Here is a 23,737-nt window from a genome sequence, read left to right as displayed (position 1 = left end):
TTTTATTCAAACTTTTTAACCTTATATTCCCAATTTCCAAATCTAGAATAAGTAACTTTTAAAATTAAAGAATTTTTTTGATCAAACCATATATCAAAATTAAGTCTTTTATCTTTTGGTAAAGACATTTCTTTTGAGGTTAATTTAAAATGATCTACCTCATAAGTTTTACCATAAAGTTCAATTTTTTCTTTACCGATAAACGTTACTACCTGTTCTTTGATACTACCTGATATGGGGCTAATTTGACTATCAGTTTGTAAAATTTTGTGGCTCCACCAGTTTCCAATTACGTTTTTTGTTGATGCCATACCACTATAGGAAGAACCCTGAATATCAAATTTATCTGTTTGTTCATTAAATTCTAAATCTACATATTTTTTTTTATCATTTTGAAGTGTTTTAGAATTAAAAGAAATCAATTTATCTTCAATATATTTTTCCTCTCCGTACCCTTCAATTTCAAAAATTGTTGCCCCAAACAACTTTACTGTAAACTTAATTTGATTTGTGACTGTTGTCTTATCTCCATCCTTTTTAAAAAAATAGTAGTTATAGCCAATAACTTCACCATCTTTTAAAATCTCCATTTCAATTTTATTAAATTTATTATAATGCGCCATGTGGGCATTAGAGCTAAGTGAATATGTTAAAAAAAAAATTAGTATAAAAAATTTTTCCATAAAGTATTAACAATAATAGACTTTAATTTTAAAAGAAGTAATTTATTAAAAAATGTTCTTGAAAATCAAAAATATTCCTAAAGTTTATTGGAGTTCTGAAAAACCATTAAATCTTAAACCAAAAATTTCAACTTTCTTCTTTTTGTGTCTTGGATTAACTTTGTTTGGTTTAGGTGAGGGATTATTAATTGTCTCTTTTGCTGGAGCCTCACCTTGGTCTGTTCTTGCACAAGGTATTGCATTGAATGTTGATTTTTCTACTGGAATAATAACTATATTTGTAAGCATTGCTGTTTTACTGTTGTGGTTACCTTTAAAACAAAAACCTGGAATTGGAACAATCTTAAATGCAATAATTATTGGTTTGATGATTGATGTCTGCATAAAATTTGTGCCAACACCTGAAAATTATATTTATCAAATACTTTTGGCCATTATAGCGGTGCTCACAGTAGGGCTTGGTGGGGGTATTTATCTAGTGGCTAATTTAGGAGCTGGACCAAGAGATGGACTAATGGTTGGTTTGCAAAAAAAAACAAATTTACCGATTGCTATTGTTAGAGCTTTTCTTGAAATTACAGTGATGTCTATCGGTTGGTATTTGGGTGGTACAGTAGGAGTTGGAACTTTATTATTTGCTTTTGGAATTGGACCAGCTGTTGCTCTTAGTTTATTTATTGTCGGAAAGTTTTTTAATTAAAGAGGTGTTGACGATTTTTCGTTCTTTTTTCTATCATTAGGATTAAGAATTGCTTTTCTCAATCTAAGAGATTTAGGGGTAATTTCTAATGCTTCATCAGTATTTAACATACTTAGCTGTTCTGCAATTGACATTTGTCTTACTGGAGTTAGCACAACGTTTTCGTCAGTTCCTTGAGTTCTCATGTTAGTTAACTGTTTACCCTTCATAACGTTAATAATCATATCACCAGCTTTTGGGGCCAATCCAACAATCATTCCTTCATAAACAGGATCATTATGGGTTACAAACATTTCACCTCTCGCCTGTAAGTTAAATATCGCAAATGCAACAGCTTTTCCGTTTGCCATTGAAATTAAAGCACCATTTTTTCTGCCATCCATCTCACCTTCAAATTTTCCGTAACCATGGAAGATTCTATTAATTACACCAGTACCTTTTGTTAAAGTTAAAAATCTACTTGTATAACCCATTAAACCTCTTGTTGGCGCGTGAAAGATTAATCTTTTCTTGTCTTTTCCAGTATCTTTAAGATCAAGTAATTTACCTTTTCTTCTGTTCATTGAATCAATAATTTTTGATGAAAACTCTTCATCTAAGTCAACTGTGATTTCTTCAATAGGCTCCATTCTGTTTCCATTTTCATCTTTTTGATACAAAACTTTTGGAGGGCTTACTGTCATCTCAAAACCTTCACGTCTCATTTGTGTTAATAAGATTTCAAGCATTAATTCACCACGTCCACTAATTACAAAAGCATCTACATTATTATTTTGAGAAAAAGAAATCCCAACATTGTTTTGTGCTTCAGTGACCAATCTATCTCTGATTTGAGTACTTGTTAATTTTTTTCCTTCTGTCCCAGCTAAAGGTGAACTATTAACACTTATAGTAATAGACATAGTAGGAGGATCTATTGGTGTTGCGTGTATTGGTTCAGTCACTTCTAGATCACAAATTGTATCAGCCACGTTAGCTTTTTCTAAACCTGCAATTATAACAATATCACCCGCTTCACCAACTTCGATGGGTACTTTTTTTGTTCCCTCGTATCTAAAAATTTTAGTTAATCTACCTTCATCAACTTTCTCACCTTTAAGATTTATTGCCTTAATAGGTTGATTAGCTTTTGCTGTACCTTGAGATATTTTTCCAACCAAGCTTCTTCCTAAAAAACTATCTGCATACAATAGAGTAGATAGCATTGCAAAAGGCTTCGTTTTATCAAGCTCAGCAGGGTTTACATGCTCTATAATCAAATCTAATAGTGGGTGAAGATTTTCTCTTGGTCCATCAACTTCTTTGCTAGCCCATCCAGATCTTCCACTGGCGTATAAAACTGGAAAGTCTAATTGCTCTTCATTTGCATCTAAACTTACAAATAAATCAAATGTTTCATCTAAAACTTCGTCAGCTCTTTGATCTGCTTTATCTAATTTGTTAATTATAACAATTGGCCTTAATCCTTGCTTAAGAGCTTTTGCTAAAACAAATTTTGTTTGAGGCATTACACCTTCAGCAGAATCGATAAGTAATAATGCTCCATCAGCCATACTTAATACACGCTCAACTTCTGCAGCAAAATCTCTGTGACCAGGTGTATCAATAATATTAATTCTTGAATCTTTCCAGTTGATTGAAGCAGGTTTAGCTAAAATAGTAATTCCTCTTTCTTTTTCTAGCTCACCAGAATCCATTAACCTTTCATCAACAACTTCATTTTCTCTAAATGAACCACTCTGTTTCATAAGGGTATCAATCATGGTAGTTTTACCATGGTCGACGTGTGCAATAATTGTGATGTTTCGAATATTGTTTTTCATAATTTGAGGCTCTTATACATCAATTGAGTCATTTGAAAACTTAAAAAAACCCATTATTTCCTCATTAAAGCTATTTTAATAAAAAATTAGCTTCTTGTGATTATTAAAAAAACGTATAGATATCGCTATACAAATTAGACGTATTAAAGGATTAAGAGCATATCTCCTTAAGTTTTAAAAAATCTAAATACCCAAATGGAAAACTTTAAATTACTAAAAATAGAAGATTCGTTAAAAAATTCATTGGAAAAAATGAAGTTTACGAAACCAACTCCAATTCAAGCTATGGCAATACCAGTTGCTTTAGAGGGAAAAGATATTTTAGGAACGGCCCAAACAGGAACTGGAAAAACATTAGCTTTTAGTATCCCTTTAATTAACAAATTAATATTAGATAAAAATGCTTTTGCGTTAGTTATGTGCCCAACTAGAGAGCTTGCAACTCAAGTAATGGCTGCAATTAAGAGTATTATTAGCGATAAAATTAATATTAAAACTGCCTTGCTTATTGGTGGAGAGGCAATGCAAAAACAACTTAGACAACTGGGAAACAGATCAAGAATAATTGTTGGAACACCAGGAAGAATTAATGATCACTTAAAAAGAAAAAGCTTAAATTTATCAGCTACCAAATATTTAGTGTTAGATGAAACTGATAGAATGTTAGATATGGGTTTTACTCCCCAAATAGAGTTAATTTTAAAATTTGTTCCAAAAGATCATCAAACTTTATTATTTTCAGCAACATTACCTCAGAATATTGTTAGAATTTCTGAAAGATATCTAAATAAGCCTCAAAGAATTTCAACAGGATCAACTTCAGTTCCTATTGCAAAAATTAAACAAGAAACCCTTCAAGTTTTTAAAGAAAATAAATACGATCAACTAGTAGATCAATTTATAGCAAGAAAAGGATCAATTTTAGTTTTTGTTAAAACTAAAAGAGGTGCTGATAAAATGGTCAAGCGTCTTAAAGAAGAAGGTCATTCAGCAGATGCTATTCATGGAGATCTTCGTCAAAGTAAAAGAGATCGTGTAATTACTTCATTTAGAAAAGGCCTTAAGAGAATATTAATTGCAACAGATGTTGCTGCAAGAGGTTTAGATATTCCATTAATTCAGCACGTAATAAATTATGACCTTCCACAAGTGCCAGAAGATTACGTTCACAGAATTGGAAGAACTGCTAGAGCAGGAACAGAAGGCTCTGCTTTAACTTTTCTTACACCAGATGATAGGTCGATGTGGAATGAAATTAGTAAATTAATTGATCCGAATTTTAAACCTGCGCCACGTGGAGCAAGAGGAGATTCAAAAGGTGGTAAAAGAGGAAAAGCGCCATACAATAAAAAGAGAAAATTCAGAGACGAAAAAAAATCTAGCTATGGAAGATCTAGCTCATCATCAAGAGATGGAGAGAAAAAAAGTTTTGGTTATAAAGGAAAATCTAGTTTTGGAGATAAATCAAAACCATCTAGTTATGGAAGATCCAGCTCATCATCAAGAGATGGAGAGAAAAAAAGTTTTGGTTATAAAGGAAAATCATCTAGCTCATCATCAAGAGATGGAGAGAAAAAAAGTTTTGGTTATAAAGGAAAATCTAGTTTTGGAGATAAATCAAAACCATCTAGTTATGGAAGATCCAGCTCATCATCAAGAGATGGAGAGAAAAAAAGTTTTGGTTATAAAGGAAAATCTAGTTTTGGAGATAAATCAAAACCATCTAGTTATGGAAGATCCAGCTCATCATCAAGAGATGGAGAGAAAAAAAGTTTTGGTTACAAGAAAAAATCTAGTTTTACTAAAAAAGATGACTCGAAACCAACAGGCTTCACAAATAATCCTAAATATTTTGGAAAAAAAACATCTGAAAGTTCATCAACGAGTGTAGAAAAAAAAAGCTCTAGTTTTGATGGAAAGAAGAAGTTTAAAAGTAGAAGTGACAGACCCAAAAGCTTTACCTTCAAAAAACACAGTCAAAAAAGACCTAAAGTCTAAGACTTTTTAGATTTCTCTTTTTTATTTTTTCTTTTTTCTTTTAGGCTTAATTTTGGTTTTTTAGCAGTGCTGGAATCTTTAAATGATTTTCCGCTGTATCTTTTTGACATATCTTAATCTTATAACAGCTTAATAAAAAAAAAGGCCACCTAAAAAGATGGCCTTTGAATTCTTTTTAAAAAGAGTGGGATTACATTCTCATTCATTAGTTCAATAAGTCTTAATTTACTTATCTTTTCTTAAAATTGTTCATCTATGTTCATTTAAATTAAGGTCAAATTCAAAAGCAAGCCAAAAGATGACTTCGTTAAAAATTAATATTATGATTAAGAATTGAAAATAAAATATTTAGAATCATTGAGAGGTTTAGCATCTTTTTTTATAGTCATTCTACATGCTGGCATATTTGCTCCAATACTTAAAATAGATTTCATAATAAATGGTTATTTATTTGTAGATTTCTTTTTTATATTATCAGGATTTGTAATTGCATATAATTATTTAAATAAATTAAAAGACCGAAATCAATTTTTATTTTTTATTAAAAGAAGATTTTTAAGACTTTATCCACTTCATTTTTTTTTATTAATAATTTATTTTTTGTTAAACTATCTTCAAGTCAAATTAGGTTTTCAATTTGAAGAAGATTTTAATAACATAAAATCATTTTTTGCTAATTTATCTCTAACACAAGCATTAATACCAGACTTTGGAAGAAGTTATAATTCTGTCAGTTGGTCTATTTCTGTTGAATTTTATACCTATATTTTATTTGCATTTCTTGTAACTCTTTTAAGAAATAATATAAAAATATTTATTTTTATAATTATCATTTCTATTTTTTTGAGTAATTTATATTTAATAAATAATGGGTTTCAGTTTAATTTTAGCCATAATCAAATTATAAGATGTATTAATGGTTTTTTTCAGGGTGTTTTGATATTTATTTTTATGAAAAAATTTAATTTTAAAAATATAAAATTTTTAACATACATAATTTTACTAATTTTATTTATCATATTATCTATGAATAAACCTAGCAATTATTTACAGTGTATATTTGTTTTATTTGTATCTTTTTTAATTTTAGCATTACTCCAAGAAAAAAATAATTACTTAATTAAATTTCTAGAAAATCCAATTTTTGTGTATTTGGGAAAAATAAGTTACTCAACCTATATGACTCATTTCATTATTGCTATGGGATTTAAATATGTATTAATAATTCTAAATATAAATGTTTCAGAACTAATTTATTTTCAGTTAATTTTAATTTTTATGTACTTAGTTTTAGTTATTTTTTTAAGCAGAGTCACACATAGTTTTATTGAGATGAAATTTTATAATTAGACAATATAAATACTAAACTTACTATTATAAAATAAATTATAGAAGAAAGTATAATAAAAATTATTGATGAATAAACACATCACTTTTGTAAAACAACGTCTTAAATACATTGAAAACAGCAGATACAAAAAAACCCCCAGAAATTTATTTCCGAGGGTTCTAATTTTGTTTAGTTTATGTATCTAAAGTGTTCTCTAGATGGAACCGTATTACATTCTCATTCACTGATTGAATAACTGTTGAGTTACATAGATTTTTCAAATTGTTCATTACTTTGTTCATTACTCTAAAGGTCATTTTCAAAAGGAACTCAAAAGATGACTTTAAAAAATTAATTTAGATTAGATTATAGTTAGATACCAAAAAAATTGGCAATATATCTACCTGGCATTAAAGTAAATATTCCAGCAATAAATAGTCCGATATAAGTTACTATCATAAAAAAACTATGAATTTTTATGAATCCAAATTTGATAGCAATTATAGAAAATATTAAAAATAGTAATGTAATTATACTAAGCAAATGTATCCAACTATAATCACCATCATTTAATTCTTTTATCCAAAAGGATGAGATTGATACATAGGTCATAAATATTATCCAAAACCATCCAATAAGTTTATGTCTTTTGGTTCCTTTTTTAGAAATTAAATTTATGCTTCCAATGATTAAAGCAATAAGTGCTAAAATTAGATGGGATACTATCATTTAAAATTATAACATAAAAAAAACCCCCAGAAATTTCTTTCTGAGGGTTTCTAATTTGTTTAACTTTTGTATTTAGAGTGTTCTGGTTGGGGAACCGTATTACATGCCCATGCCGCCCATGCCGCCCATGCCGCCCATTCCACCTGGCATTCCACCAGGCATTCCACCAGCACCACCAGAATCTTTGTCATCTGGTTTGTCAGCAATCATGGCTTCAGTAGTTACAAGTAATCCAGCAATTGAAGCTGCATCTTGTAAAGCTGTTCTTACAACTTTAACAGGATCGATGATACCTTTTGCAAACATATCAACATATTCTTCATTCTGAGCATCGTAACCTTGGTTCTTTTTATTTTGTTCAAGTAGTTTTCCAACTACAACTGAACCATCAACTCCAGCATTTAAAGTTATTTGTCTAATAGGAGCCTGTAAAGCTTTAGCCACTAACGTAACACCAGCTTTTTGATCATCTCCTTTAACTTTAAGTGTAGTTAGACTTTGTGAAGCGTATAAAAGAGCACAACCACCACCAACTACTATTCCTTCTTCAGCAGCAGCTCTAGTTGCGTTAAGAGCATCTTCAACTCTATCTTTTCTTTCTTTAACTTCTACTTCAGTTGCACCACCAACTTTGATTACAGCAACTCCGCCAGCAAGTTTTGCTAGTCTCTCTTGAAGTTTTTCTCTGTCATAATCAGAAGTTGTTTCACCTACTTGTTGTTTGATTTGAGTACATCTAGCTTCAATTTCAGATTTTTTACCACTGCCGCTAATAATTGTACTATTATCTTTATCAACTTTAACTCTCTTACAAGATCCAAGATCTGTAAGTTTAACATTTTCAAGTTTAACTCCAATGTCTTCAGAAATAACCTGGCCACCAGTTAAAATTGCAATATCATCAAGCATTGATTTTCTTCTATCACCAAAACCAGGTGCTTTAACCGCAACAACTTTTAAACCACCTCTAAGTTTATTTACAACAAGAGTTGCAAGAGCTTCGCCCTCAACATCTTCAGAAATAATCATTAGTGGTCTACCAGCTTGTACAACAGCTTCTAAAAGTGGAACCATTGGTTGTAAGTTAGTTAATTTCTTTTCATGTAATAAGATGAAAGGGTTTTCTAACTCTGTAGTCATTTTATCAGCATTAGTAATAAAGTATGGTGATAAATAACCTCTATCAAATTGCATACCTTCAACAACGTCTAACTCAGTTTCTACTCCCTTAGCTTCTTCAACAGTAATAACACCTTCATTACCAACTTTTTGCATAGCTTTTGCAATCATGTTGCCAATTTCTTTATCACCATTTGCTGAAATAGTTCCTACTTGAGCAATCTCATCAGTATCTTTTACTTTTTTTGCTGAAGCAATTAAGCTTGCTTTAACATGATCTACTGCTGCATCTATTCCTCTTTTAACATCCATAGGGTTCATGCCAGCTGTTACATATTTTACACCTTCTTTAACAATTGCTTGTGCTAAAATAGTTGCTGTAGTTGTTCCATCACCAGCTTCTTCATTTGTTTTGCTAGCAACTTCCTTAACCATTTGAGCACCCATGTTTTCAAATTTATCTTCAAGATCAATTTCCTTAGCAACAGTAACACCATCTTTAGTAATTCTTGGTGCACCATAAGATTTGTCGATAACAACATTTCTGCCTTTTGGTCCAAGAGTAACTTTTACTGTGTTAGCAAGGATATCAACACCTCTTATCATTGCCGCTCTTGCTTCAGAGTCGAATTTTACGATTTTTGCCATTTTTACTTTCTCCTTTAAATTAAATTATTTACTCGAAATACCCATAATGTCAGACTCTTTCATTATGCTATATTCTTTATTGTCTATTTTGATTTCAGTTCCTGACCATTTGCCAAAAAGAACTTTATCTCCAACTTTCACATCCATTGGAATTAGTTTTCCATCTTCAGTTTTTGCTCCACCACCAACAGCAATTACTTTACCTTCTTGAGGTTTTTCTTGTGCTGTATCAGGGATAATTATTCCTCCGGCAGTTTTTTCACTACTGTTTAAAACTTCTATTAGAACTCTATCGTGTAACGGTTTAAATTTCATAAATTCTCCTTTTATTATGCGACTCATATAGCTATTAGGCTAACTATTTCAAGAGATGTTAAAAAAAATATGTGGGGTAAAAAACCAGAGAAATTGAGTTTTTTATAAGTTATACCTCCCATAATGACTAAGAATTTAGATAACAATGGATTAAGATCGATTGTAGAGAATTATGATATTTTTTATATCGATTTATGGGGTGTTGTTCATAATGGGATAACTCTTCATAAAAATGCAATTGAAGTTTTAGAAGAAATCACCAAAGCAAACAAAGACTACGTTCTATTAACTAATGCACCAAGACCTAATAAAACAGTAAATAATTTTTTAGAAAAAATGGGAATGAATAAAGAAATTAGGAAAAAAGTTTATTCCTCAGGAGAAGCAGCTCTAAATTATTTAAGAAAAAATTCTCTGGAAGAAAAATTTTATCATATAGGGCCTCCAAGAGATTTTGATTTATTTTTAGATTTTAAAAAAAATAAGACTAATGACATTAAAGAAAGTTCATATTTACTCTGTACAGGTTTATTTGAAGAACAAGGTGTAGATTTAAATTATTACAAAGAATTATTCAAAGATCATATTAATAAGAAAATGATATGCACTAACCCAGATTTAATTGTTGATAGAGGTGAAAAAAGAGAATTGTGTGCAGGGTCTGTAGCTCTTGTTTTTGAAAAAATGAGAGGAGAGGTTATTTATTTTGGAAAACCATTTCCTGAAGTTTATAAGCAGGCAATTAACAATGAGGGAAAAAGAGTTTTGTCTATTGGTGACAATTTAAATACAGATATTAAAGGAGCCAATCTTTTAAATTATAATTCTTTAATTATATCAAATGGCGTTCATAGAGAAGAAATTAAAAAAGAAGGTATAGATGTAATTTCAAAGAAATATGAAGTTATTGTAAACTTTATTCAAACAGAATTGAAGTGGTAGAATATGAAGCTGTATAAAAATTTTAATATTTCAAACAATCATAAAAAATCAATTATCTTGATTGGAAATTTTGATGGTGTTCATTTAGGTCATCAAAAATTATTTAAGTTAGCAAATACTTATAAAAAAAAATTTAATCTAAAAATTGGAGTTTTAACATTTGAGCCAATGCCTAAAATGTTTTTTAATAAAAATTTTAAAAACTTTAGAATTTCAAATGTAAAACAAAAAAATGTAATTTTAAATGATTTGGGAGTAGATTTTTTAATTACTAAAAAATTTGATAAAAAATTTTCATTAATTAAGTCTGATTTTTTTATTAAAGAAATTTTATCAAAAAAATTAGAAGCCCAATATATATTTGTTAGTAATAACTTTAGATTTGGCAATAAAAGAGAGGGAAATGTTAGGCAATTAATAAAAAATGAAGAAAAATATCATTACAAAATAGTAAAACCGCAACCACTAATTTTAAATAAAAAAGTTATCTCCTCAACATATGTCCGCTCTCTTCTGGAAAAAGGACAATTAAAAAAAACCAATAAGTTATTAAATCGAAAATGGTCAATTGAAGGAATTGTTCAAAAGGGAAGGCAACAAGGAAAAAAAATTGGTTTTCCAACCTGTAATATTGATATTAAAGATTATGTGATTGCGATGCCTGGAGTGTATGCCGTTCAAGTAAAACAAAAAAACTCCAATAAATCACTAAAAGCGATTGCTAATCTTGGTTATAGACCAACTTTCAATCAAAAAAAAATTTTATTGGAAGTGCATATTTTTAATTTTTCTGGAAATCTTTATAATAAGTATTTATCAGTAGAGTTCACAAAGTTTATAAGAAAAGAGAAAAAATTCAAAAACGTTGATCAATTAAAAAAACAAATTCAAAGTGACTTAAAAGTTGCAAAAAAAAGTTAATATGAGCAAAGAAAATATAAATTTACCTAAAACAGCTTTCTCCATGAAGGCAAATTTACAGAATAAAGAACCTGAAATTTTAGAATATTGGAAAAAAATTGATCTTTATAAAGAGTTGAGAAAATCTAATAAGGGTAAAGAGAAATTTATACTTCACGATGGCCCACCATATGCAAATGGAAATATTCATATGGGTACGGCCTTAAATAAAATTTTGAAAGATATTATTGTTAAATTTCATCAAATGGATGGTAAAGATTCCGTATATGTTCCGGGGTGGGATTGTCATGGTCTACCTATTGAGTGGAAAATCGAAGAGCAATATAAAAAAAATAAAAAAAATAAAAATGAAGTTCCAATTACGGAATTTAGAAAAGAGTGTAGAGAGTTTGCTCAAAAATGGATTGAAGTTCACAAAACACAATTTAAAAGATTAGGTGTTGTTGGAGATTGGGATAATCATTATGCAACAATGAGTTTTGAGGCAGAAGCTCAAATCGTAAGAGAGTTAGGAAAATTTTTAAAAGAAGGAAGTCTTTATAGAGGGTTTAAACCTGTTCTTTGGTCAACTGTAGAAAAAACTGCTTTAGCAGATGCTGAAGTTGAGTATCAAGATCATAAATCAGATACAATTTACACAGCCTTCCCTGTTAAAAAAACAAATATAAAAGAATTAGAAAATACAGAAGTTATTATATGGACAACTACTCCATGGACTATACCTGCAAATAAAGCATTAGCTTATAATGAGGCCTTAGATTATTTAATAATTGAATTAAATGATGAGGGAGATTTTAAGAATAAAAAGATAGTTGTTGCAGAAGCTTTACTAGAATCTGTTATCAAAGACTGTAAAATCAAAAGTTACAAAGAAATTAAAAAATTTAAGGGCAAAGATTTTAAAGATACAGTTTGTAGTCATCCTTTTTTAGAGCTTGGTTATGATTATGATATCCCAATGCTTGAAGCAAGATTTGTTACAACAGAACAGGGAACAGGTATTGTTCATTGTGCACCCAGCCATGGTCCTGATGATTTTAATCTTTGTTTAAAGCATGGAATAAAAGCTATAGAGACTGTAGATGGTGATGGTAAATATACAAAAAATCTTCCTTTATTTGAGGGAACTCATATTTTTAAAGCTAACCCGATTGTTATTGAAAAATTAAAAGAACAAAAAAAGTTATTATCTAATGGAGAACTAGTTCACTCGTATCCGCATTCATGGAGATCAAAAGCACCCCTTGTTCATAGAGCAACTCCACAATGGTTTATTTCAATGGAAAGCCATGGCTTAAGAAAAAGAGCATTAAAAGCTCTTGATGACACTAAATTTTATCCAGACAAAGGTAGGGAAAGAATAAAAGCAATGATTGAAACAAGGCCAGATTGGTGTGTTTCAAGACAAAGAGTTTGGGGAGTGCCACTTCCAATATTTGTTCATAAAACTACAAAGGAAATTTTAGCGGATGATGATGTAAATGATAATATTGCGAGCATTTATGAAAAAGAAGGTTCTGACTGTTGGTTTTCTGATAATCCTCAAAGATTTTTAGGGGACAAATATAAAGCAGAAGATTACGATAAAATAAGTGATATTGTTGAAGTTTGGTTTGATAGCGGTTGTACCCATGCATTTGTTTTAGAAAAAAGAGAAGATCTTCAATGGCCAGCATCTATGTATTTAGAAGGTTCTGACCAGCATAGAGGCTGGTTTCATTCATCACTTTTAGAATCTTGTGGAACGAGAGGTAGAGCGCCTTATGAATCAATATTATCACATGGATTTGTTGTAGATGGCAAAGGTCTTAAAATGTCAAAATCTGTAGGAAACGTAATTGCTCCTGAAGATATTTTAAAAAAATATGGGGCAGATATTTTAAGAATATGGGTTGCATCATCTAATTATGCTGAGGATTTAAGAATTGATTACTCTATTTTAGAACAACACGCTGATTCATATAGAAAAATTAGAAATACATTTAGATATTTACTGGGCAACTTAAATGATGATTTTCAAAAAGTTGATATGGAAAATCTAGATATTAAAGAATTACCAGAATTAGAGAGATATATGCTTCATAGAGTATATGAGCTAAATCAAAATTTTAAAAGTTATTTTAAATCTTATGATTTTCATAATCTTTATAAAGAGCTTTTAAATTTTTGTACAGTAGACCTATCTTCATTTTATTTTGATATTAGGAAGGATGCTCTATATTGTGACTCAAAAAATTCAGACAGAAGAAAGAGCAGTATAGTTGTTTTAAATATTATTTTAGAATCTTTAGTTAAATGGTTTGCACCGATACTTTCATTCACAACAGAAGAAATTTACACCTTAATAAATAAAGAGCAGAAAAGTATTCATCTAGAGCAATTCATGAAATTTCCAGAATCTTTTCAAGATGTAGAACTAAATAAAAAATGGACAGAACTAAAAAAAATTAGAGATGTCTGCAATATAAGTATTGAAGCAAAAAGAGCTAGCAAAGAAATAGGGTCAAGTTTAGAAGCAAGTTTAGTTCTTAACTTAAATAAAACATTGTTTGAGATTTCAAAAGATGTAGATTTTTCAGAAATATGTATTACATCCACTGCATTAGTTCATCAATCAAACACAGAAGAAACAATTATTGAAACGATTAAAGCTGAGGGAAATAAATGCCCAGTTTGTTGGAAAATTAATAAAATTAAGTGTGAGAGGCATTCAGATAAAATAAAAAGTTGATGAACAAAATTAACTTAAAAAATTTCTATTTAAACTTAGTAATTTTATTAATAGTTTTTACATTTGATCGTGTAACAAAGCTATATATCTTAAAACTTGCAGAAGTAGAATCTTCGGTTGATATTTATATTGCTCCTTATTTGAACCTGTTCTTAATATGGAACAAAGGAATAGCTTTTGGTTTATTTTCCATAAATGGAAGTGTTATTTATAATTCAATTACAATCTTAATTGGTCTTATCATTATTGCTATTATGTTTATGATGTTAAAAAGTAATAATATTCAGCGTTACTTTTTTGCATTAATTGCAGGTGGTGCTTTTGGAAACTTATATGACAGAATAGTTTATACGGCTGTTCCAGATTTTATTGATTTACATTTTTATGGCTTTCATTGGTTTGTTTTTAATGTGGCTGATATATTTATTACCATTGGAGTTTTTTGCCTTATTTTAGTAGAATTTTTCTTTAATAATAATAATACAAATGAAAAAAAATAATCAATTAATAGCTTCTTTTTTAATAATTCTCTTTTTAAACTCCTGTGCATCAATTGGTGAAGGATTGGGAGGAAGCCAAAAAAAAGGAAGTGAAGAGTTTTTAGTTGAAAAAAAATCTCCTTTAGTACTACCACCTAGTTTTGGAGAATTACCAGAACCTGGAAAGGAACCTGAAGAAAATATAATACCAGAAAAAAAAGATACCTCAGATATTGAGGATATAATTAATCAGAGCTCTTCTACAAGCACAAGCGAGAAAAGTGATGATACAAAAAATTCTATTGAGAAATCTATTATCAAAAAGATTAATGAAAAAAAAGTTAATTTAATTGAAACTACAGAAATAAATTCAGATGAAGCTATAGAAGAAAATGAAAAAACAAAAAAAAAAGGGTTTTTTAAAAGATTAAAAAATAAATTTAATAATCTTGAACATTAAGAAATGATATTTAAAAATTTTTTAAATATCAAAAACTCTAAAATAATAAAAAAAGATTTTTTGAAATTACTAAAAGATCAGCCAGCATTATTTGAAACTTTAAAACCCACATATAAATATAGTTATCCAAAAAAAATAATTAAAAAATATAAAAAATTATCAAATTTAAGAATAATTGGCATGGGTGGATCCGTTCTTGGCTCTGAAGCTATTTATGATTTTTTGAAGCCTAAAATAAAAAAAAAAATTACTTTTGTTAATAATTTGAATAGCAATGCAGATTATTTTGATAATAAAAATATAAACTTAAATTTAATTATTTCTAAATCAGGAAATACATTGGAGACAATAGCGAATGCTAATGCATTAATTAACAAAAAAGAAAAAAATATTATCATTACAGAAGCAAAAAATAGCTACCTAACTAACTTAGCAGCAAAACTTAAAGCAGAAATATTTGAGCATAAAAATTATGTAGGAGGCAGGTATTCTGTATTGTCTGAAGTTGGAATGCTACCTGCAGAGTTGATGAATTTAAATGAAAATAAATTTAAGCAATTTAATAATCTTATTAAAAATAAAAATTTTATTAATAACCTAGTAAACAATGTTTCAACTACGTTAAGCTTAATTAAGAGTGGAAAACAGACATCTATAATTTTAAATTATGATGAACAATCTGAAAATTTATTCAAATGGTATCAGCAACTGATAGCTGAAAGCCTAGGAAAAAAATCTCTTGGATTATTACCTGTTGTTTCTTCAATGCCAAAAGACAATCATAGTTTAATGCAGCTTTATCTAGACGGCCCAAATAAATATTTTTATACTTTTTTTAATGTTCTAGAAAATAAAAATATAAAAATTAAGAATGATGGTTTGTTAAATACTCATAAGTTTTTAAAAAACCTGTCAATAGAAGAAATAAAACAATCTCAAATGATTGCCACAGAGAAAGTTTTTATTTCAAAAAAAATACCTTTTAGAAGCTTTAGAATCTTAAAAAGAAATGAACAGTCTCTAGGTGAGCTGTTCTGTTTTTTTATATTAGAGACCATTTTACTTGGTCGAGCTTTAAATGTTAATCCATTTGATCAACCTTCTGTTGAGTTGATAAAAATAGAAACAAAAAAAATATTAAGTTAAGATATTTCCAAATATAATTTTTGAAATACCATAATTTTTTTCTAGAATTTGGTTAAATTCTTTGGGTAGATCATCTTCTTCTTTTTTATGTCTGTGAATAATTATGATGCCACCAGTATTAAGTAATTTTAATTCAGTTATTGCATTCAACAGAAAAGATAATTTTTTCTCTTTATAGGGAGGGTCCATGAAAATAATATCAAATTTATCATTTATTAACTTAAGAGTATTTTCAGAAAAAATATTTTTTTCAATTACTTTTATTTGATTTTGTTGATTTAAATTATCTATATTTTTTTTTAAAATATTTAATACTTCCTTATAACTCTCCAAGAATGTAACATTTTTAGCACCTCTAGATAAACATTCGAGACCAAATGACCCAACACCTGAAAATAAATCTAAAATATTAGAATTTTCTAACTCTATATTTAATAATTTAGAATGCTTTAATATATTAAAAATTGATTCTTTTGTTAAATCTTTAAGAGGTCTTGTAAGTTTGTCTTTTGGTAGAAGAATTTTTTTGCCTTTAAAATTTCCTGAAATTATTCTCATTCATCAATCACTTTATGGCCAATATCTTTTCTGTAGAACCCATCTTTCCAATTAAGGTTTTTAATTAAACTTATAGCTTTATCTCTACTGCTTTTAAAATTCGATGAAAGACTAACGAAATTAATTACCCTTCCACCATTTGAATAAACTTTATCGTTTATTTTTTTTGTACCAGCATGAAAAAAATAATCATCCTCATCCGGCTTTAGGTTTTCAATATTTTCTATTAAAATTTCATTATTATATTTATCAGGATAGCCTTTCGAGCATAAAACAATACATAGACTTTTTTTATCATACCACTCTATATTTATATTTTTTAGATTTTCATTGCAGCATGCATTGATAATTTCAAACAAATCTGTTTTTAATTTAGGTAAGATGGCCTGACATTCTGGATCTCCCATTCTTACATTGTATTCAATCAAATAAGGCTCATCTTTAACTATCATTAAGCCAGCATATAAGAATCCTTTATAATTAGATCTCATTTCTTCTAGAGCTTTAATAGTAGGTTTGATTATTTTGTTTAATATTTTTTCTTCCAAAGGTTGATTGAGTAGTCTTGATGGCGAATATGCGCCCATTCCACCCGTATTCGCCCCTTTATCACCTTCTAGAACTCTTTTATGATCTTGAGCAGTTTCAAAGCTTTGGATTTCTTTACCATCACTTATAATAAAATAGCTCATTTCTTCACCAACAAGAAATTCTTCAATTAAAATATTTTTTGCTAATCCAAACTTTCCATCAAAAACCTCTTTTATTCCTAAATTTGCATCATCTTTATTTTCACAAATATAAACACCCTTTCCAGATGCAAGACCATCAGCTTTGACAACAAGTGGAAACTGAGTTTTGTCCAGAAAAGATATTGCATCATTTGAATTTTCAAAAATACCAAACTTAGCAGTTGGTATATTGTGCTTTTCACATATTTTTTTAGTAAATATCTTTGAACCTTCTAATTGAGAAGAAATTTTATCAGGACCAAAAATATTTATTTCTGTATCACTAAAGAAATCTACTATTCCATCAACTAATGGTTTTTCTGGTCCAACAATTAATAAACTAATTTCGTTCTTGATTGAAAATTCTTTAATTTTATTAAAATCTGAAAGATCAATTTCAATATTTTCTGCTATATCTGAGGTTCCTGCATTACCAGGAAAACAGTATATCTTATCAACTCTAGGTGATTTTTTGATTGAGAAACATAGAGCATGCTCTCTTCCACCGCTTCCAATTATTCCAACTTTCATATAGATGTATATAAACTAAAAATGAATAAAAAATTAGCAAAATTAAAATATTTACCAAATAACTTTGAAATTATTGAAAATGGTGATCATGTCGTTTGTGCTGTATCAGGAAAATTAATTAGTTTAGAAAACCTTAATTATTGGAATGTTGAGCTTCAAGAACCATATTTTTCATATGTAGAAGCTCATAAAAAAAAAGAGACAAACTAAATTCTTACTTCCATCTACCATGAGACCATATCCATTGACCTGGATTTTTTAGAATTGCTTTCTCAAGCCAAATATTTAGTTCTCTAGTAATTTTTTCAGTTGAGGAGTTCTTTGAAAACTCTAAAGGTTTTTCAACTTTAATATCAAATTTCACACCATTATATCTTCCAATAGAAATTGGTACCACTTTACAATTAAATTTTTTTATGAATTGTGCAGGGATAGTTGTGGTAAACGCTTCCTCATCAAAGAATTTAGATTTTATTCCTTGAGAGACTCTCTGATCTATCATTAAGGCTATAGAGTAGCCTTTTTTATATAATCTTAATAATTCTCTAACACCACCAGTTCCTTTTTTAATTTGATTTTTGCAAATATATTTTTTTCTAATTCTTTCCATTAATACGTTTAAGAAAATATTATTTAATGGGCGATATATTGCTGATAGATTTACACCAGACTTTTCAATTTCCATCGCCATTAATTCAAAATTACTAAAATGACCAGAAACAAAAATTACCGGAGTCTTTTCAAGTTTTATTTTTTCAAGAATTTCTTTACCTGTAATATTAATATTTGATCTAAATTGATTATTTCTAAAACCTTTGAGGAACATATATTCAGATAGTGTTCTTCCATAATTATTCCACATATGTTTTGTAATGATTTTAACTTTCGATGAATTAATTTTAGGAATAGCTCTTTGAATATTAGTTTTAATGAGATTTTTTGATCTAAAAATTGGACCAAATGTTTCAAATAATTTTCCACTGATATAAGATGAAATTTTTAGTCCTAAAAATTTATAAATAATAAAAAGAGACGATATTATTAAAAACTCAAAAAAATATTTAATCTTTTTCATTTAACTTATTTAATGTGTTTATGAGACTTTTTTCATCTGATATATTAAGACTTGATTTGATATAAAGAATTTTATTTCTGTTAAAGTTTTCAAGCCTTAAATAATCTTTTTCAGTAGTTATAATATGTGCATTATATTTTTTTGCATTAATTATTATTTCATCAAAATCTCTTTTTGAATACTGGTAATGATCTGGATATTCTAAATCACTTACAATTTTTAATTTATTATTTTTTAACATTTCTATAAAAGTTTTATGATTGCCAATACCAGAAAAAACTAAGTAATTTTGATTTTTATCAAATTCATTTATGTTTAATGGTATATATTTTCCAGAATTAATATTCATACTTGGATTAATTTTTTTAATCTGTTCTTTAATAGTAATTAGACTTTCTTCATTTCCATTTAAAAAAACATTTTCATAAGATTTTAGATTACTAATATTTTCTCTTAAAGGTCCTGAGGGCAATGTAAGTCCATTTCCAATCCAATTTAGATTGTTAAAACAAACAATTTCTAAGTCATATTTTATAGAGTTATCTTGAAGTCCATCATCGAAAATAGCAACTTCAAAACCTTTTGAAATTGCCTCATCGAGTGCAGTAATTCTTTTTAAATTACTAAATAAGGTTCCATTTTTACTAAGTATTTTTTGCTCATCAGTTTGGTCGGGATAAAATTTTTTGACAAAACAAGCTTTGATATTATTTTTATCTAAAATTTCTTTTATCTTGATGGTTAGTGATGTTTTGCCAGTTCCTCCAATATAGATGTTTCCAACACAGATTGTTTTGATTTTTGAATTAGAAAATTTAGGTTTTGATTTTATTCTAGCAATTAAACCTAAAATTATTGAAAAAGGTATTAGTAAATAAGAAAGAAAGGATGGTTTTTTATAATCCCAGAATTTAGGTTTTTTTAATTTCATTATTAAATAAACTATTTATCTCATCTTTAGTTTCATTAAGTATTTTTTTTCCTATTTTTGCAATTTTTAAATAGTTTTTTTTATTATTGGGATTAGTAATTAATTTGTCTATTGAATAAGTTAAGCTTTTTACTCCATTAACCTTGTAAGCAACCTTTAGTTTATTGAGTAATTTATAGGTATCTTTAAAGTTGTCTACGTTTGGTCCGTACAAAATAGTAGAACCTAAGTTTGTAGGTTCAAGGGGATTTTGACCACCTTTTCCTGATATTGATTTACCCATAAAAACTATATCAGACGATTGATAAAATTTTTGTGTCTCACCATATGTGTCCACCAAGTAAATATCTGTATTATTTAATTTTTTTGGTCTTGAGCTGTGTAAAACTATATTTAAATTTAAACTTTTAATTTCATTAACTATTTTATTAACACGATGAATATGTCTTGGTATTATTATTGTTAATAAATTTTTATATTTTTTCTTTAGCATTACATGAGCATTTGCACAAATGACCTCTTCACCTGGGTGTGTACTTGAAGCACACCAAATTTTTTTAAGATTTATATTTTTTAAAAAAGTATTGTCTAATTTAGTAAATTTAGATTGTTGATTATTGAAAAACTTAAGGTCTCCTATTTTTTTAATTTTTGAGACATTTAATTTTTTAAGATAATTAAATGTTTCTTCATTTTGAGGGTAGGCAATTGAAATATTTTGAAAAACTGAGTTTGAGAATTTTTTTACACATCTCCATTTATTAAAAGTTTTTTTTGTAATCCTTGCGTTAAGAAGTTTTAATGGAATTTTTTTTTTATTAAGAATCTTAAAGATACTAGGCCAAATCTCAGACTCAACAAATATGGTAATAGTTGGCTTCCAGTAATTCAAAAACTTATAAGAAAAGAATATTGAATCTATAGGAAAAAATTGATGAACAGTTTTTTTAAAGTTAAATTTTTCAAATATTTGAGCAGAACTTAATGTTGAAGTGGTTATTAAAATTTGATTTATGGACTTATTTTTTTCAAGCTCTTGTACAAGGGGTAAAATACTTAAAAGTTCACCTACACTTGACCCATGAAACCAAATTAAATTACCACTAATACGTTTTTTTGATGGAAAGCAAAATTTTTCTTTATATCTTTTTTTATCTTCTTTTTTTTTTAAAATTCTAAAAAATATAATTAACGGAGAGAATATTAAAAGTATTGTTATTATTATTTGATATAAAAAAAACATTATTCTTTACGAATTTGTTTCTCATAGAAATTTTTGTAAAGTTCCGAATTATTTAATAATTCATCATGTTTGCCATTTGCAGCTACATTTCCAGAGTCAATAATATAAATTTGATCTGAATTTAAGACTGTTGATAGCCTGTGAGCTATTACAATAGTGGTTTTATTTTTGGTTAGTATTTTTAAAGCATCTTGAATTTTACTTTCTGTTTCTGCGTCTAATGATGAGGTTGCTTCATCTAAAAGAATGATTGGGCTTTTTTTAATCATAGCTCTAGCAATTGATAATCTTTGTTTTTGTCCACCTGATAATCTAATCCCATTTTCACCTATTATAGTTTCATATTTGTTAGGTAGTTTTTCTATAAATTCATGAGAATATGAAAATTTAGATGCATTTATAATATCTTCATCAGAGGCATTATGTTTTGCATAACCGATATTATTTTTTATTGTATCATCGAACAAAGTAGTGTCTTGGCTTACTAGAGAGATTTTACTTCTTAAGGACTCAATCTTTAAATTATATATAGATTGATCATCAATTGAAATATCTCCTGACTCTATATCATAAAGTCTCGGTATCAAATTTAATATTGTAGATTTCCCCGAACCACTATGACCAACTAAGGATGTCATTTTACCACCAGATATATTAATGTTTATGTTTTTTAAAACATTTTTTTCATTTTGATCATACTTAAAATTTACATTAGTAAAATTGATAGATCCATTTTTAATCTTAATTTCTGTAGCATCTTCTTGATCTACAATTTTGTTTTTTGTATCAATGATTGGTAAAATTCTAGTAGCTGCCGACAAACCTTGATTTAAAATAATATTCAATGAGGATAAAGACCTTACTGGTTGATAAGCAAGCATCATTGCTGCAAGAAATGAAAAAAAATTATTTATATCAATTTCATTTTTTAGAATTAGCTTTCCAGAATAAAATATTAAAATTGCAATCATTATCCCAGTTAGGGTTTCCATGATTGGTGACAGTCTAACAAGCACTATATTTATCTTTTTATTTTTATTTTTTAACTGATCTAAATGTTCATCTGCCTTCTTCCCTTCGTAGGCCTCTTTTTGAAAAATTTTGATTAACCTATGATTTTTAAATAGTTCAATTAAGTAGGCATTCAAAAAACCAGATTTTTCTTGTGCTTCAGTTACAACTTTACCCATTCTTTTTCCAAAAGTTTTTGCTGCTATGCTTGCCAATGGGATCATAATTATTGCGATTAAAGAAAGTTTCCAATTTTGAAAAAACATCACTATTAACAACCCGATTAAAGTTAAACTATCTTTAAATAGACTCAAAATAGCTGAGCTAAGTAGATTTGTAATGTGACCGACATCATAAGTAAGATTAGAGATAAATTTTCCTGAATGTTTTTGATCAATTAATTGTGTGTCAGCTCTAATTAAAGTTTTTATCATTTGTGATTGAAGTATTTTTTTTATTTCTTCAGCTACACCTATCATTATTACTTTAGCAGAATAGAGAGCTATACCTTTAACTGAAAAAGCAGTAATTATTGCCAACGGAATTATAAATATTAAAGATTGATCTTTTTCAATAAAAATTTTTTTTATTGCTGGATCCAAAAGCCACGCTGTAGCAGAAGTGCTCGCTGCTACAAGAATTGCAAAAAAAGCAGCTAAAAATATTTTATAAATAAATTTTTTAGAATAATCATTGTATAGTCTTTTATAAATTTCTATTTTTTTCATCAAAATTTTCCAATTAGAATATTACAAAAAATAAGAAGACCAACTAAATTATTACTTTTAAAAACTTTTAAGCACATGGATGGGTTCTTTGGGTTAAAAAAATTAATTTGGTAAAAAAATAAGTGAGCAATTGTTATTAGTAAACTTGCATAAAAAAAGTAATTATAATTCATCATATATCCCACAATTAAAATAGAAAAAATTAAAAAAGCATAACATGTAGATATAAAGTTTTTTGGTTTTTTTTTGAATTTTATTGAAGTTGATTTTACGCCTATAATTTCGTCATCTTTAATATCTTGAAACCCATATATTGTGTCGTATCCTAGTGTCCAAAATATGGCTCCAAAGTAAAAGACAACAGCAACAGTATTTATTTCACCCTGTATTGCTGTCCACCCTAAAACTAAACCATAATTAAATGTTATTCCTAAAAATAATTGAGGCCAATAAGTAAACCTTTTCATTAAAGGATAGGTGAACGCTAGAGGCATAGATCCTAGAGCAAGTAAGATTGTTAAGTTATTAAAATTAATTAAAACCAAAAATGCAAGTAAACATAAAATTAGAGTATAAAATATTCCTAATTTTACTGAAACTTGATTAGATGCAATAGGCCTATTTTTTGTTCTTAAAACTTTTTTGTCAAACTCTTTATCAGAAATATCATTTACAATGCATCCTGCAGAACGCATTAGAACTGATCCTAAAAAAAACAATGATAAGTAAAAAAAATAATCATTTAAGTTTTTTGAAAAGTCATAAGCAAGAGTTAGTCCCCATGCACAAGGCCAAAATAACAACATATAGCCAATAGGCCTTTTCAATCTTGTTAGTTCAATAAAGAGATTTAATTGTTTCATAATAATTTACTTGTAAATAACAAAGGCTAGTTTCATAATCAA

Annotated in this window: 22 protein-coding genes; 10 read left to right on the top strand and 12 right to left on the bottom strand. The window is 28.0% G+C overall.

Annotation, left to right across the window (positions count from 1 at the left end; all coding sequences use genetic code 11):
* Positions 1-2 precede the first annotated feature (2 nt).
* Positions 3-683 (bottom strand): DUF6134 family protein, encoded by a 681-nt coding sequence (locus tag ABXT48_RS06450; RefSeq protein ID WP_415286201.1) that lies wholly within the window; start codon positions 681-683, stop codon positions 3-5.
* A gap of 52 nt (positions 684-735) precedes the next feature.
* Here ABXT48_RS06450 and ABXT48_RS06445 point away from each other — a divergent pair, with 52 nt between their 5' ends.
* The gene (locus ABXT48_RS06445) at positions 736-1,383 is read left to right on the top strand and encodes a YczE/YyaS/YitT family protein (RefSeq protein ID WP_415286200.1); all 648 of its coding nucleotides are present in this window, start codon (positions 736-738) and stop codon (positions 1,381-1,383) included.
* Here ABXT48_RS06445 and typA read toward each other — a convergent pair.
* Positions 1,380-3,206: a translational GTPase TypA gene (typA, locus tag ABXT48_RS06440; protein WP_415286198.1), complete on the bottom strand. Its 1,827-nt coding sequence runs from the start codon at positions 3,204-3,206 to the stop codon at positions 1,380-1,382. The two genes, ABXT48_RS06445 and typA, sit on opposite strands and share 4 nt — an antisense overlap.
* Positions 3,207-3,401: 195 nt before the next feature.
* Here typA and ABXT48_RS06435 point away from each other — a divergent pair, with 195 nt between their 5' ends.
* The gene (locus ABXT48_RS06435; protein ID WP_415286196.1) at positions 3,402-5,204 is read left to right on the top strand and encodes a DEAD/DEAH box helicase; all 1,803 of its coding nucleotides are present in this window, start codon (positions 3,402-3,404) and stop codon (positions 5,202-5,204) included.
* Positions 5,205-5,537: 333 nt separating this feature from the next.
* Entirely contained in the window at positions 5,538-6,554 is a 1,017-nt protein-coding gene (locus ABXT48_RS06430) for an acyltransferase family protein (protein WP_415302853.1), read from the top strand.
* Positions 6,555-6,906: 352 nt separating this feature from the next.
* On the opposite strand, the gene ABXT48_RS06425 is transcribed toward ABXT48_RS06430, so the two are convergent.
* The 3 genes from ABXT48_RS06425 to groES form a co-directional block, all read right to left on the bottom strand.
* Positions 6,907-7,263: a DUF2306 domain-containing protein gene (locus ABXT48_RS06425; RefSeq protein WP_415302851.1), complete on the bottom strand. Its 357-nt coding sequence runs from the start codon at positions 7,261-7,263 to the stop codon at positions 6,907-6,909.
* A gap of 99 nt (positions 7,264-7,362) precedes the next feature.
* Positions 7,363-9,030, bottom strand: a complete 1,668-nt coding sequence (gene groL / locus ABXT48_RS06420) for a chaperonin GroEL (protein ID WP_415286194.1) — start codon at positions 9,028-9,030, stop codon at positions 7,363-7,365.
* Positions 9,031-9,054: 24 nt separating this feature from the next.
* Positions 9,055-9,345: a co-chaperone GroES gene (groES, locus tag ABXT48_RS06415; RefSeq protein WP_415286192.1), complete on the bottom strand. Its 291-nt coding sequence runs from the start codon at positions 9,343-9,345 to the stop codon at positions 9,055-9,057.
* Positions 9,346-9,468: 123 nt separating this feature from the next.
* Between groES and ABXT48_RS06410 the strand changes: the two genes are divergently transcribed.
* From ABXT48_RS06410 to ABXT48_RS06385, 6 genes are read left to right on the top strand one after another with little or no spacing between them, the layout of a single operon-like run.
* Entirely contained in the window at positions 9,469-10,287 is an 819-nt protein-coding gene (locus ABXT48_RS06410) for a TIGR01459 family HAD-type hydrolase (protein ID WP_415302850.1), read from the top strand.
* Positions 10,288-10,290: 3 nt separating this feature from the next.
* Entirely contained in the window at positions 10,291-11,208 is a 918-nt protein-coding gene (gene ribF / locus ABXT48_RS06405) for a riboflavin biosynthesis protein RibF (protein ID WP_415302848.1), read from the top strand.
* A gap of 1 nt (position 11,209) precedes the next feature.
* On the top strand, positions 11,210-13,939 hold the full coding sequence (gene ileS, locus ABXT48_RS06400) for an isoleucine--tRNA ligase (protein ID WP_415286187.1): 2,730 nt from the start codon (positions 11,210-11,212) through the stop codon (positions 13,937-13,939).
* The gene (gene lspA / locus ABXT48_RS06395; RefSeq protein WP_415286186.1) at positions 13,939-14,439 is read left to right on the top strand and encodes a signal peptidase II; all 501 of its coding nucleotides are present in this window, start codon (positions 13,939-13,941) and stop codon (positions 14,437-14,439) included. The genes ileS and lspA overlap by 1 nt, the downstream gene beginning before the upstream one ends.
* Positions 14,426-14,878, top strand: a complete 453-nt coding sequence (locus tag ABXT48_RS06390; protein WP_415286185.1) for a DUF3035 domain-containing protein — start codon at positions 14,426-14,428, stop codon at positions 14,876-14,878. Before lspA ends, ABXT48_RS06390 begins: the two co-directional genes overlap by 14 nt.
* A gap of 3 nt (positions 14,879-14,881) precedes the next feature.
* Positions 14,882-16,024, top strand: coding sequence for a glucose-6-phosphate isomerase (locus tag ABXT48_RS06385; protein ID WP_415286184.1), 1,143 nt, complete (start codon positions 14,882-14,884; stop codon positions 16,022-16,024).
* Here ABXT48_RS06385 and rsmD read toward each other — a convergent pair.
* Positions 16,016-16,582, bottom strand: a complete 567-nt coding sequence (rsmD, locus tag ABXT48_RS06380) for a 16S rRNA (guanine(966)-N(2))-methyltransferase RsmD (RefSeq protein ID WP_415286183.1) — start codon at positions 16,580-16,582, stop codon at positions 16,016-16,018. The two genes, ABXT48_RS06385 and rsmD, sit on opposite strands and share 9 nt — an antisense overlap.
* On the bottom strand, positions 16,579-17,844 hold the full coding sequence (purD, locus tag ABXT48_RS06375) for a phosphoribosylamine--glycine ligase (RefSeq protein WP_415286182.1): 1,266 nt from the start codon (positions 17,842-17,844) through the stop codon (positions 16,579-16,581). Before purD ends, rsmD begins: the two co-directional genes overlap by 4 nt.
* Positions 17,845-17,865: 21 nt before the next feature.
* Here purD and ABXT48_RS06370 point away from each other — a divergent pair, with 21 nt between their 5' ends.
* The gene (locus ABXT48_RS06370) at positions 17,866-18,054 is read left to right on the top strand and encodes a DUF2093 domain-containing protein (RefSeq protein ID WP_415286181.1); all 189 of its coding nucleotides are present in this window, start codon (positions 17,866-17,868) and stop codon (positions 18,052-18,054) included.
* 4 nt (positions 18,055-18,058) lie between these two features.
* Here ABXT48_RS06370 and ABXT48_RS06365 read toward each other — a convergent pair whose 3' ends face one another.
* Genes ABXT48_RS06365 through ubiA form a run of 5 tightly spaced genes read right to left on the bottom strand, consistent with a single transcriptional unit; the run spans position 18,059 to position 23,695 of the window.
* On the bottom strand, positions 18,059-18,919 hold the full coding sequence (locus tag ABXT48_RS06365; protein ID WP_415286180.1) for a lysophospholipid acyltransferase family protein: 861 nt from the start codon (positions 18,917-18,919) through the stop codon (positions 18,059-18,061).
* Complete coding sequence (lpxK, locus tag ABXT48_RS06360) at positions 18,906-19,850, bottom strand: tetraacyldisaccharide 4'-kinase (RefSeq protein WP_415286178.1); 945 nt, start codon at positions 19,848-19,850, stop codon at positions 18,906-18,908. The genes ABXT48_RS06365 and lpxK overlap by 14 nt, the downstream gene beginning before the upstream one ends.
* Positions 19,831-21,093: a 3-deoxy-D-manno-octulosonic acid transferase gene (locus ABXT48_RS06355; RefSeq protein ID WP_415286177.1), complete on the bottom strand. Its 1,263-nt coding sequence runs from the start codon at positions 21,091-21,093 to the stop codon at positions 19,831-19,833. Before ABXT48_RS06355 ends, lpxK begins: the two co-directional genes overlap by 20 nt.
* Positions 21,093-22,832, bottom strand: coding sequence for an ABC transporter ATP-binding protein (locus ABXT48_RS06350; protein WP_415302846.1), 1,740 nt, complete (start codon positions 22,830-22,832; stop codon positions 21,093-21,095). The genes ABXT48_RS06355 and ABXT48_RS06350 overlap by 1 nt, the downstream gene beginning before the upstream one ends.
* The gene (gene ubiA, locus ABXT48_RS06345) at positions 22,832-23,695 is read right to left on the bottom strand and encodes a 4-hydroxybenzoate octaprenyltransferase (RefSeq protein WP_415286173.1); all 864 of its coding nucleotides are present in this window, start codon (positions 23,693-23,695) and stop codon (positions 22,832-22,834) included. The genes ABXT48_RS06350 and ubiA overlap by 1 nt, the downstream gene beginning before the upstream one ends.
* Positions 23,696-23,737: the final 42 nt, after the last annotated feature.

The organism is Candidatus Pelagibacter sp. Uisw_101 (assembly GCF_047727615.1).
Lineage (GTDB): Bacteria > Pseudomonadota > Alphaproteobacteria > Pelagibacterales > Pelagibacteraceae > Pelagibacter.
The sequence above is the reverse complement of the archived record's forward strand: the minus strand, read 5'-3'. Positions and strand labels throughout refer to the sequence as shown.

Excerpts from the sequence above, each read along its gene's own strand:
- ABXT48_RS06450 (WP_415286201.1), bottom strand. The coding sequence starts at position 683 with ATGGAAAAATTTTTTATACTAATTTTTTTTTTAACATATTCACTTAGC.
- ABXT48_RS06445 (WP_415286200.1), top strand. The coding sequence starts at position 736 with ATGTTCTTGAAAATCAAAAATATTCCTAAAGTTTATTGGAGTTCTGAA.
- typA (WP_415286198.1), bottom strand. The coding sequence starts at position 3,206 with ATGAAAAACAATATTCGAAACATCACAATTATTGCACACGTCGACCAT.
- ABXT48_RS06435 (WP_415286196.1), top strand. The coding sequence starts at position 3,402 with ATGGAAAACTTTAAATTACTAAAAATAGAAGATTCGTTAAAAAATTCA.
- ABXT48_RS06425 (WP_415302851.1), bottom strand. The coding sequence starts at position 7,263 with ATGATAGTATCCCATCTAATTTTAGCACTTATTGCTTTAATCATTGGA.
- groL (WP_415286194.1), bottom strand. The coding sequence starts at position 9,030 with ATGGCAAAAATCGTAAAATTCGACTCTGAAGCAAGAGCGGCAATGATA.
- groES (WP_415286192.1), bottom strand. The coding sequence starts at position 9,345 with ATGAAATTTAAACCGTTACACGATAGAGTTCTAATAGAAGTTTTAAAC.
- ABXT48_RS06410 (WP_415302850.1), top strand. The coding sequence starts at position 9,469 with ATGACTAAGAATTTAGATAACAATGGATTAAGATCGATTGTAGAGAAT.
- ribF (WP_415302848.1), top strand. The coding sequence starts at position 10,291 with ATGAAGCTGTATAAAAATTTTAATATTTCAAACAATCATAAAAAATCA.
- ileS (WP_415286187.1), top strand. The coding sequence starts at position 11,210 with ATGAGCAAAGAAAATATAAATTTACCTAAAACAGCTTTCTCCATGAAG.
- lspA (WP_415286186.1), top strand. The coding sequence starts at position 13,939 with ATGAACAAAATTAACTTAAAAAATTTCTATTTAAACTTAGTAATTTTA.
- ABXT48_RS06390 (WP_415286185.1), top strand. The coding sequence starts at position 14,426 with ATGAAAAAAAATAATCAATTAATAGCTTCTTTTTTAATAATTCTCTTT.
- ABXT48_RS06385 (WP_415286184.1), top strand. The coding sequence starts at position 14,882 with ATGATATTTAAAAATTTTTTAAATATCAAAAACTCTAAAATAATAAAA.
- rsmD (WP_415286183.1), bottom strand. The coding sequence starts at position 16,582 with ATGAGAATAATTTCAGGAAATTTTAAAGGCAAAAAAATTCTTCTACCA.
- purD (WP_415286182.1), bottom strand. The coding sequence starts at position 17,844 with ATGAAAGTTGGAATAATTGGAAGCGGTGGAAGAGAGCATGCTCTATGT.
- ABXT48_RS06370 (WP_415286181.1), top strand. The coding sequence starts at position 17,866 with ATGAATAAAAAATTAGCAAAATTAAAATATTTACCAAATAACTTTGAA.
- ABXT48_RS06365 (WP_415286180.1), bottom strand. The coding sequence starts at position 18,919 with ATGAAAAAGATTAAATATTTTTTTGAGTTTTTAATAATATCGTCTCTT.
- lpxK (WP_415286178.1), bottom strand. The coding sequence starts at position 19,850 with ATGAAATTAAAAAAACCTAAATTCTGGGATTATAAAAAACCATCCTTT.
- ABXT48_RS06355 (WP_415286177.1), bottom strand. The coding sequence starts at position 21,093 with ATGTTTTTTTTATATCAAATAATAATAACAATACTTTTAATATTCTCT.
- ABXT48_RS06350 (WP_415302846.1), bottom strand. The coding sequence starts at position 22,832 with ATGAAAAAAATAGAAATTTATAAAAGACTATACAATGATTATTCTAAA.
- ubiA (WP_415286173.1), bottom strand. The coding sequence starts at position 23,695 with ATGAAACAATTAAATCTCTTTATTGAACTAACAAGATTGAAAAGGCCT.